Origin of the sequence: Bradyrhizobium sp. WSM2793 (genome assembly GCF_000379585.1) — a bacterium.
In the GTDB taxonomy this organism is placed as follows: domain Bacteria; phylum Pseudomonadota; class Alphaproteobacteria; order Rhizobiales; family Xanthobacteraceae; genus Bradyrhizobium.
Genome location: NZ_KB902838.1, coordinates 1 through 2,277, shown reverse-complemented (window position 1 = coordinate 2,277; position 2,277 = coordinate 1). Strand labels below are relative to the sequence as shown.

The window sequence follows — 2,277 nt, the reverse complement described above, 5'->3', positions numbered from 1 at the left end:
TCCGATTTGATCTCGCCCGCCATTCCGAGATGATCTCGCCCACCATTCCGGGATGATGTCGCCCGGGGTGACGAGGCCTCTTCTGGGTCCGATACGGTCCGCCTTTCGGCTTTGCGAAGGGGGACCTGGATGCCGACGGAGAGGTTTGCGATGCGCCATGTGCGCGATGTGATCAGATTGAAGTCGGCCGGGATGCCGACCCGCGAGATTGCGCGGCGGGTGGGGACAGCCCCTTCGACGGTGCGGTTGACGATCCACCGGTTCGAGACGGCGGGGCTGACCTGGCCATTGCCCGACGCCATCACCGACGCTGTGCTGGAAGCCCGGCTGTTCGCCAGCGCGGGAGCCGGTCCCGGCACCCGGCGGGGCCATCGCCGGCAGGCCGAGCCGGACTGGGCGGCGGTGCACCGCGAGCTCCGGCGCAAGCACGTGACGCTGTCGATCCTGTGGGAGGAGTACATCGCGGGCGAGCCCGGCGGGTATCGCTATTCGCGTTTCTGCGAGCTCTACCGCGCCTGGGAAGGCCGGCTATCGGTGACGATGCGCCAGTCGCATGCGGCCGGCGATAAGCTGTTCGTCGACTATGCCGGCGACGGCGTCCCGGTGGTGATCGACCGGCGCACCGGCGAGCGGCGCAGTGCGCAGATTTTCGTCGCGGTGCTCGGCGCATCGAGCTTCACCTACGCGCAGGCGACCTGGACGCAGGGGCTCGCCGATTGGATCAGCGGCCACGTCGGCGCCTTCGAGGCGGTCGGCGGCGTACCGGCGCTGCTGGTGCCGGACAACACCAAAGTCGCTGTGATCAAAGCCTGTCTCTACGATCCCAGGATCAATCGCAGCTATGCCGACATGGCGGCGCATTACGGCACCGCCATTCTGCCGGCCAGGCCGCGACGGCCGCGGGACAAGGCCAAGGTCGAGCAGGCGGTCCTGATGGTCGAACGCTGGCTGCTCGGGCGGCTGCGCCACCGCACCTTCCACAGCCTCGCCGACGTCAACGCGGCGATCGCCGAGTTGATGATCCGGCTCAACGAGGAGCGACCGATTAGGCGGCTCGGTGTCACCCGCCGCAAGCTGCTGGAGGAGATCGACCGGCCAGCGCTGAAGGCCCTGCCGGAGAACCCTTACGAGTTCGCCGAGTGGCGGATCTGCCGGGTCAGCATCGATTATCACGTCGAGGTCGAGGCGCATTATTACAGCGTTCCGCATCGCTTCGTCCGCGCCGAGGTGGAGGTGCGCTTCACGGCTCGCACCGTCGAGATCTTCCACAAGGGTGAGCGGATCGCCGCGCATCAGCGCATGAGCGGCAACCACAAGCACACGACCGTGCCGGAGCACATGGCCTCCAGTCATCGGCGCTACGCTGGCTGGACCATCGAGCGCATCCGTAAGGACGCCGCCTCGATCGGGCCGGCCACCGCGGCGCTGTGCGACCTGATCCTCGACGAGCGCGCGCATCCGGAACAGGGCTTCCGCGCCTGTCTCGGCATCATCCGGCTCGCCCGATCCTACGGGCACGAGCGGCTCGATGCCGCCGCCATGCGGGCGATCGATATTGGCGCACGCACCTACGGCTCGGTCAAATCGATCCTTGCCAACAATCTCGATCGGCGTCCTTCACCCAAGCGCTCCGCGGACGACGCGCCGATCCTTCATCCCAACATCCGCGGGCCGCGCTACTACAATTAGGAGATCACATTGCTCACGCATCCGACCCTCGATCAACTCTACGCGCTCGGCCTGCATGGCATGGCCAAGGCCTTCGCCGACATCGAAGCCGGCGGCGAGGCCGCAAGCCTCGGCCACGCCGAATGGCTTGCGCTGCTGCTCGAACGCGAAGCGTCATTACGACGCGACAAGCGGCTGTCGAAGCGGCTGCAATACGCCAAGCTGCGCCAGGAGGCCTGCGTCGAAGACATCGACTACCGCACTCCACGCGGCCTCGACCGCAGCCTGCTGACGATGCTGGTCGAAGGCCGCTGGATCGATGACCACGCTAACCTGCTGATCTGCGGGCCCTCCGGCGTCGGTAAGAGCTGGCTCGCCTCAGCGCTCGGCAACAAGGCCTGCCGCGACAATCGCTCCGTGCTCTACCAGCGCGTCCCGCGGCTGTTCACCGATCTCGCTTTGGCGCGCGGCGACGGCCGCCACTCCCGCCTGCTGCGCGCACTTGGCCGCGTCGATCTCCTCATCTTCGACGACTGGGGCCTCGAGCCGCTCGACGCCGCCGCCCGCCACGACCTCCTGGAGATCCTCGAGGACCGCTACGGCCGCCGC

General features: G+C 67.5%; 2 protein-coding genes. Both read left to right on the top strand.

Going from position 1 to position 2,277, the window contains the following annotated elements; all coding sequences use genetic code 11:
- Positions 1-150 precede the first annotated feature (150 nt).
- The gene (gene istA, locus A3AS_RS0140740; protein ID WP_084675010.1) at positions 151-1,689 is read left to right on the top strand and encodes an IS21 family transposase; all 1,539 of its coding nucleotides are present in this window, start codon (positions 151-153) and stop codon (positions 1,687-1,689) included.
- A 9-nt stretch (positions 1,690-1,698) separates the two neighbouring features.
- Positions 1,699-2,277 (top strand): ATP-binding protein (locus A3AS_RS0140735; protein ID WP_018323168.1); only part of this gene is annotated, 579 nt, incomplete at its 3' end.